At 53.4% G+C, this 7,100-nt stretch carries 8 protein-coding genes and 2 pseudogenes; 4 read left to right on the top strand and 6 right to left on the bottom strand.

Going from position 1 to position 7,100, the window contains the following annotated elements; all coding sequences use genetic code 11:
- From C5687_RS23155 to C5687_RS23140, 4 genes are all read right to left on the bottom strand, one after another.
- Window positions 1-568 (bottom strand): amidohydrolase family protein (locus C5687_RS23155; protein ID WP_158252236.1); only part of this gene is annotated, 568 nt, incomplete at its 3' end.
- 102 nt (window positions 569-670) lie between these two features.
- A complete protein-coding gene (locus C5687_RS23150) occupies window positions 671-1,618 on the bottom strand; it encodes an aldo/keto reductase (protein WP_104558117.1) in 948 nt (315 codons plus the stop codon).
- Between the two features lie 84 nt (window positions 1,619-1,702).
- Entirely contained in the window at window positions 1,703-2,392 is a 690-nt protein-coding gene (locus C5687_RS23145) for a type 1 glutamine amidotransferase domain-containing protein (protein ID WP_104558115.1), read from the bottom strand.
- Window positions 2,393-2,403: 11 nt separating this feature from the next.
- Window positions 2,404-2,709, bottom strand: coding sequence for a hypothetical protein (locus C5687_RS23140; RefSeq protein WP_032663513.1), 306 nt, complete (start codon window positions 2,707-2,709; stop codon window positions 2,404-2,406).
- A 139-nt stretch (window positions 2,710-2,848) separates the two neighbouring features.
- Between C5687_RS23140 and C5687_RS23135 the strand changes: the two genes are divergently transcribed.
- On the top strand, window positions 2,849-3,748 hold the full coding sequence (locus C5687_RS23135; RefSeq protein WP_032663514.1) for a LysR family transcriptional regulator: 900 nt from the start codon (window positions 2,849-2,851) through the stop codon (window positions 3,746-3,748).
- A gap of 68 nt (window positions 3,749-3,816) precedes the next feature.
- Here C5687_RS23135 and C5687_RS23130 read toward each other — a convergent pair.
- Window positions 3,817-3,982: pseudogene (locus C5687_RS23130) on the bottom strand (LysR substrate-binding domain-containing protein); the annotation flags it as partial.
- Window positions 3,983-4,116: 134 nt separating this feature from the next.
- Here C5687_RS23130 and C5687_RS23125 point away from each other — a divergent pair.
- From C5687_RS23125 to C5687_RS23115, 3 genes and pseudogenes are all read left to right on the top strand, one after another.
- Window positions 4,117-5,103, top strand: a complete 987-nt coding sequence (locus tag C5687_RS23125; protein WP_104558113.1) for an aldo/keto reductase — start codon at window positions 4,117-4,119, stop codon at window positions 5,101-5,103.
- 46 nt (window positions 5,104-5,149) lie between these two features.
- Window positions 5,150-6,331: an aldo/keto reductase gene (locus C5687_RS23120; RefSeq protein ID WP_104558111.1), complete on the top strand. Its 1,182-nt coding sequence runs from the start codon at window positions 5,150-5,152 to the stop codon at window positions 6,329-6,331.
- Between the two features lie 65 nt (window positions 6,332-6,396).
- Window positions 6,397-6,558: pseudogene (locus tag C5687_RS23115) on the top strand (SMP-30/gluconolactonase/LRE family protein); the annotation flags it as partial.
- A 63-nt stretch (window positions 6,559-6,621) separates the two neighbouring features.
- Here C5687_RS23115 and C5687_RS23110 read toward each other — a convergent pair.
- A partial coding sequence (locus C5687_RS23110; protein ID WP_146086305.1) for an aldo/keto reductase occupies window positions 6,622-7,100 on the bottom strand: 479 nt, incomplete at its 5' end.

The following is a 7,100-nucleotide window of genomic DNA, read 5'->3' as shown; positions in this document are numbered from 1 at the left end:
GTTGCACGCTTTTAAACGGTAATCCGGGATGAAGATAGAGTGGCACATTCAGTTTATTAAAGCGGGAAAGCAGGGAGTCATAGTCAGGATGATCGAGAAAGCATGAAGAGGGTCGGCCATTCAGAAGTGCCCCCTTAAACCCCAGTTTTTCAACTGCGCGGACAAGCTCATTTTCTGCATCTTTCGGCTGTGCCCAGGGAAGTGTGGCAAATGCCGCGAAGCGATCCGGGTGATTTCTTACCGCCTCGGCAAGGCGATCGTTTGCCGCCGTATTTAATGTTACCGCTTCATCCTCGGGTGCCAGCTGGGGGAATCCGCCCACAGAGAGTATCTGCAGGGTAATTCCCGCCTCATCCATATCCCTGAGGCGGCGGCTTCCCAAATCAGCGCCTTTCGCGTTTATCAGCGCATTCTTTTCTATCTGCGGCCGGCTTCGGTCAGGATTATGACCATCAGCGACGGTTTTCCCCCAGTCGCCAAGGAAAGGTGCCTGCTCAAGCGCAACAGGCATACACGCTCGCCCTAACTCGCTGTCGAGATAATGTTCTTCGAGGCAAATGATTTTCATATTCTCACCCTTCATACAAAGCAGTAAAAGTGATACAGATTAGAATCACCCGGAACAGCCCGTTCGTGTGTGTCATTCATGACAGTCTGTTCCGAACGGGCTTTACACCATCGGTTTTTCCCAGGCGCCTCGTGTATCCACTCTGGTCTCTGCGGCGAGTTGTTCCAGCAGGATGATTTCCTCATCGCGTAACTGGATGTCTGAAGCGCAGGCGGCGTCCAGCACGTGATGGACTTTAGTCGCACCAACGAGGGGAAGGGTACCTTTCGCAATAGCCCATGCGATAGCTATCTGTGCCACGCTGGCATTCCTTTCGGCTCCCATTTTTTTCATGGCGGCGGTTAGTCTTTCTATCTGCGGCAGTACTGCGTTATAACTTTCGGCCCGGCCACTCCCGGCAGGCATGGGATGATTTGAATCATAACGACCACTGAGCGCGCCTTGCTCCAGGACCATGTAAGCAAAGAACGTGATGTTATTTTGTCGGCAATAATCAAGGATCCCGGCCTCTTCAGAAGCGCGATAGAGCAGGCTGTAGTGATTTTGTACTGCACTGAGGGAATAACCGGAAGCGTTAAGGATTTCATTGGCGCGTCTGATTTGTGCCAGATTGTGGTTGGAAACACCTACGCGTTTTACCTTACCGCTTTGTAAAAGTGGGATCAGTCCTGGCGTCCATTTTTCGACGTCGAGGGGATTATGGATCCAGTAGATATCAATCGCGTCCACACCCAGACGTCCAAGGCTGGCCTCAAGCATATCGCTGACAGGCTGCGCTGACTGTTCGTTCGCAATCTGCGGTGTGAATTTGGTGGATAAAATCATATCCTCGCGGGGGAACTGACGGACTAATGCTCCCAGCGCTGCCTCGGAACTCCCCATGCCATATACTGCTGCGGTATCCCAGAGATTGAGGCCCTTACTCATGGCCGTGGTGAACACGTCTGCCATCTGAGTATCAGAAAGATGATTGCCGAAGACGGTGTCGCCACCGGCGAAACCTGTGCCCCAGGACCATGTGCCCAGCGCGACGGAGGGTAGTGTTTTCATATTCAGCTCCTGTTAAAAGGCCGGAACATTGCTGACGTAAACCGGCCAAAGAGGGTGAGTAACGGTGAAAAAGAGATGAATGGATTAAGCTGACTGGCGGAGGGCATTTAACAGCGCCACACCGACACCGTGTGCTGAAGCGGGATTCTGCCCCGTGATAAGGCGACCGTCAGTAACCACATTTTCAGACCAGTTCGGGGCTTCATGATGAAGCGCGCCATGCTCGCGAAGTGCAGTTTCAAGCAGGTAGGGAACCACATCTGTGGTGTGAACTTCTTCCTCTTCCTTGTTGGTAAAGGCCGCCACGTTTTTGCCTTTCACCAGGTATTCGCCGCTGCTGAGCTTTGCGTCAACCAGTGCCGCAGGTCCGTGGCAGACGGCTGAGACAATCCCATCACTTTCAAATACTTCGCGGATAATACGCTGGGCATCCTGGCTGTCGCGGAAATCCCACATGGTTCCATGGCCGCCCGCAAAGAAAACGGCGCTGTAATCGGTACCGTTCAGCTCGGATAACGCTGGTGTTGTTGCCAGGCGCTGCTGAAAATCGGTTTCGTTCCAGTACCAGGCGTTGACAGGATCGCTGAGGTCAAATCCATCCACCGGCGGCTGTCCCCCGCGAATGCTGGCTATCATCGTTTTTAGTCCGGCATCTTCCAGTACTTTCAGCGGATGGGTCAGCTCGGCCAGGAAAAAACCGGTTGGAACACCGGATGCGCCTTTAATCGGATGGCTGGAAACGACACACAGCACGGGTTTATCTGCAGGTTTCATATCGGGCCTCACTATTTATTTTTGTATTCAGCGGCAAAGAGATTTTCCCAGTTAATAAAGGAGCCAAGCGGAATGCACTCAAAGCTTAATAAGCCAGCTTTTGCCAGCGGGAATTCGGCCATTACGTTCATCGCTTCATCGACAGAGTCACATTCAAGAAAAATAGCGACGCCAGGTCTGTCCTGACGGAAGTAGATGTCGCGGATGAAGCCGGATTTATACAATCCCCAAGCGTGCAGCGCTTCAGCGTTAAGGTGTGGAGCATATTTTTCCAGCGATGCTCCAGGTGCGGGGATATCCAGACATAAAATTCGCATCATAGTCTCCTGAACTCAGGTCGTTGTAGAAAGAGATAAAAGTATAAGAGGCGAATTTCACGAAGATTAGAGGAGCATTGACTTAAGCATCTTTAGACTGTACTTAATAATCAGGCGGAGATTGCTTTAGGAACACATTATGAATAACGCCCTGTATAACCAGATACGGATCTTTCAGAGCATTGCACGTGAGGGCAATATTTCGGCAGCCGCAAGAAAACTGGAAATTACGCCTCCCTCCGTCAGCAATGCGCTTAAGCTGCTGGAAGATCATATTGGCCATCCGCTTTTTGTGCGTACGACCCGCCGTATTGAGCTGACGGAAACCGGGCAGCTGTTGCTGGAACAGACCGCTGCGGCGGTGGAGTCGCTGGAAAATTCGCTTGAAAGCATTCGCGACCAGAATCAGGAGCCCTCTGGTATCGTGCGAATCACGCTCTCGCGTTTTGCCTATCTGTTAATTCTTAAGCCTGCAATGGCGAAATTCTGTCAGCAATATCCGGGTATACAGCTTGAAATTTCGGTTTACGACGGTACCGTGAATGTTATCGAAGAGCGTTTTGATCTTGGGATCCGTTTTGGCGATATCCTCGAAGGTGGGGTGGTGGCGCGGCCGTTAATGAAACCCTTTCGTGAAGGGTTATATGCATCCTCAGCTTATATCAGCGAGCATGGAATGCCCGAGGTGCCGGCTGACCTCAGTCAACACAAGCTGATTGGCTACCGTTTTATTACTAACAACCGCATCCTTCCGTTGATTCTGAACGATCGCGGAGAGCAGTTGACGGTTGAGATGCCCGGGCAGTTAATCAGCAACGATATTGACGTTATGGCAGACGGGATCCGTAACGGCCTGGGAATCGGACGTTTGTTTGAACCCATCTTGCAGTTACAGCCGGACAGGGAGCGCTTTATACCCGTGATGGAGAGCTACTGGAAAACCTACCCGCCAGTGTATCTCTATTACCCCAAAAACGCGGGTAAAACGAAAAGAGTGAAGGCCCTGATTGATTTTCTGATATCCGCTACGGGACGATAACGCCTCGTTCAGTATGGAGGCGCTATTTCACAACCCCAGCGGCCGGGCCTCCTGTATGAACTCAATCAGCGGATACCGGCATCGAAGCACGCATCAGTGACGTCAACCATACGGTTGCTGGCCACAATATCGATTTCAATATCGGGAGCGATCCATAAACGCGGGCATAACTGGCGCAAGCAAAAGATTGGCCGCTTCAACGGCAGCATTGATGCGGATACGTCCGCCAGGGCTAATCCGTTGCTGAATTTTTTTCACAAGTCCATCCACTCATCGCCTCTCACTGAACACGTTGTGCTTCGTTATTCTTGAAAATTATGCGCTCTGACCGTCGGTCAGGGCGGAACATTCACCTAACGGAGCCGTGTATGAACTATACGCATCTTGGCCGCACCGGCCTGAAAGTCAGCCGCCTTTGTCTCGGAACCATGAATTTTGGTGACGTCACCGACGAGAAAACCAGCGCCCGCATTCTGGATGAAGCGCTTGAGGCGGGTATAAATTTCATTGATACAGCAGACGTGTATGGCACTGAACAATCACCCGATATCCAGCAAGGCTCGGGGCTGTCCGAAGAGATTATTGGTCGCTGGCTCCAGCAGGGTGGCCGGCGAGACAGTATCGTTCTGGCGACGAAAGTGTATCAGCCAATGGGGCCAGGTCCGAATGATCGCCGTCTTTCTGCTTACCATATTCGCAAGGCCTGCGAGGACAGTTTGCGACGGCTTAAGACCGACCATATTGACGTCTATCAGATGCATCACATTGATCGTTATACACCATGGGAAGAGGTCTGGCAGGCCATGGAGCTCCTTGTTCAGCAGGGAAAAGTGCTTTATATCGGTAGCAGCAATTTCGCAGGCTGGGACATTGCGACTGCGCAGTCAGTTGCTACGGCCCGTCATTCCCTTGGCCTGGTTGCTGAGCAAAGTCTCTACAATCTGACTGCCCGAACTGTTGAGCTGGAGGTCATTCCCGCATGCCGCCATTTTGGCCTGGGACTGATTCCCTGGAGCCCACTTGCAGGAGGGTTGCTTGGTGGCGCACTGAAAAAGATGGCAAGCGGGCGCCGTGCAAGGCCCGCGTTTGCCCGTCTAATTGAACAACACCGTCCTCAGCTGGAAGCCTACGAAGGATTATGTGAGGACCTCGGCGAAACCCCTTCCGATGTGGCGCTTGCGTGGCTCCTGCAGAATCCTGTCGTTACTGCTCCACTTATCGGGCCTCGTACGGTCGAACAACTCCATCAGGCGCTTCACGCAACGACAATCACGCTATCAGACGACACCATGAGCTGTCTCGACGAAATCTGGCCCGGACCCGGGGGAGAAGCGCCCCAGGCTTATGCCTGGTAATCACCAAATTAATGAATCCTTTCTTCGCTTTAGGGAGTCCTAGTTTATGAGCAAGATGATGCATGACCAGCATTCTGCTTCTGTACCCGCTTCCCGGGGTCGTCGCAATTTTCTGATCGCCGGCGCCGGTCTGGCGTTGGCCGCTAGTACTCTTGGCAGTAGCGGAGCAGTGATGGCGAACCCGGCTGGTCAGGACACGTCGAACGCCCCTTCGGATGCTGTTCCCGTCCAGAAGGAGACCTTAACCACGCGTAAACTCGGCTCGTTGGAGGTATCCAGCATGGGACTCGGGTGTCTGCCTATGGTGGGGTATTACGGCGGTGGTCCGCGCGATCGTAAAGCCATGGTTTCGCTCATCCGGGCCGCCTTCGAACAAGGCATTACGTTCTTTGATACTGCCGAGGTGTATGGTCCCCATCTCAGTGAAGAATTTGTCGGGGAAGCACTGGCCCCCGTTCGCGATCGTGTGGTGATTGCCACTAAGTTCGGTTTCGGCGTGGAGGAGGGGAAGCCAACCTCCCTCAACAGCCATCCTGACCATATCCGCCGCGCCGTAGAGGGTTCGCTAAAGCGTCTGAAAACGGACCACATCGATCTGCTTTATCAACATCGCCCCGATCCGATTGTGCCGATTGAGGATGTGGCGGAAACCGTGAAGGCGTTGATCCAGGAGGGTAAAGTGAAACACTGGGGATTGTCGGAAGCGAGTGCCAGGACAATCCGCCGCGCACATGCGGTACTCCCTGTGACTGCAGTACAGAGTGAGTATGCCATGTGGTGGCGTGAACCGGAGACACGGATATTTCCAACGCTCGAAGAGCTGGGTATCGGCTTTGTACCTTACTGTCCGACCGCCCGGAGTTTCCTTGCCGGGGCAGTCAATCCAAGCCAGCGGTTCGACAGCACCGATCGGCGGCATAACCTGCCACGCTTCCAGCCCGATGCACTGGCCAAAAACATGGTGCTGCTTGAATTCGCGCAGTCGTGGGCCCGTCGCAAAAACACCACTCCGGTTCAGTTCGCGCTGGCCTGGGTGATGGCGCAGCGGCCCTGGATTGTCCCTATCCCGGGTACGACGCAATATCCGCACCTAATAGAAAACAGCGGTGCACCGCAACTCCGGTTGACGGACAGCGAGCTACGCGAAATCGATGCGGCGCTTGCCAAAATCCCATTGCAGGGCGGTCGCGCCGATCCGTTTACCGAAAGTCAGTTTGATAAAAATTAATACCTGCTGTTACAGGGAGACTGCAGGTAAAGTCTCCCTCAGTGCTATTGCCGGGGATAAACCACATGAATGGACTAAATCATAACGCGCTTACGCGCAGTGCCGTCCCCATACCGCCCTGCGAGCGTTCTCTTCAGACCGTGGAGGCCCAGCCGTACTTCAGCGTTTCAGAGGGGGCGCTTGTGCTCGAAGGGGCTGTGTTCGATCGGAACAATAACCTGCTCTTTTCACATCAGTGACCGGGCATGAGTGTCCTGGGGGACCCGGCAACGCCGGGCCAGGGTAGGGCATTAACAGTCCTGTATTGCTGAATGCGGCGTGAGTGAAGGTGGCGTATCCGGAAGTGGGGGAATGATCCCGTCGACGGGGTGCGGCAGATAGAGTGCCTCGAGTTCCGTGATTTCGGCATCGCTAAGTGAAAAGTCCAGCGCGCTGATAGCCGTGGAAAGATGTTCTGGTTTCGTCGCGCCGATGATCGGTGCTGTGATGACCGTTTTTGATAGCAACCAGGCAATTGCAACATGGGCTCTAGGCACATGGTGCTTTTCAGCAATGCTGGCAACAACATCAATAACGGGTTTATCCAGACGGGCTGCGTTCTCGTACATTTTTAATGCAAAGGCATCGTTTTGCGTTCGTCGGGACGTGACACTCCAGTCGCGCGTGAGCCTGCCGCGTGCCATCGGACTCCAGGGGATCACACCAACGCCCTGGTCTTTGTGTTCCTTCTTTTTTATTGCCAGCAATTCTGTATACGACAGGGTATTGC

The sequence above is a fragment of the Enterobacter sichuanensis genome (assembly GCF_002939185.1).
In the GTDB taxonomy this organism is placed as follows: Bacteria; Pseudomonadota; Gammaproteobacteria; order Enterobacterales; family Enterobacteriaceae; genus Enterobacter; species Enterobacter sichuanensis.
The sequence above is the reverse complement of the archived record's forward strand: the minus strand, read 5'-3'. Positions and strand labels throughout refer to the sequence as shown.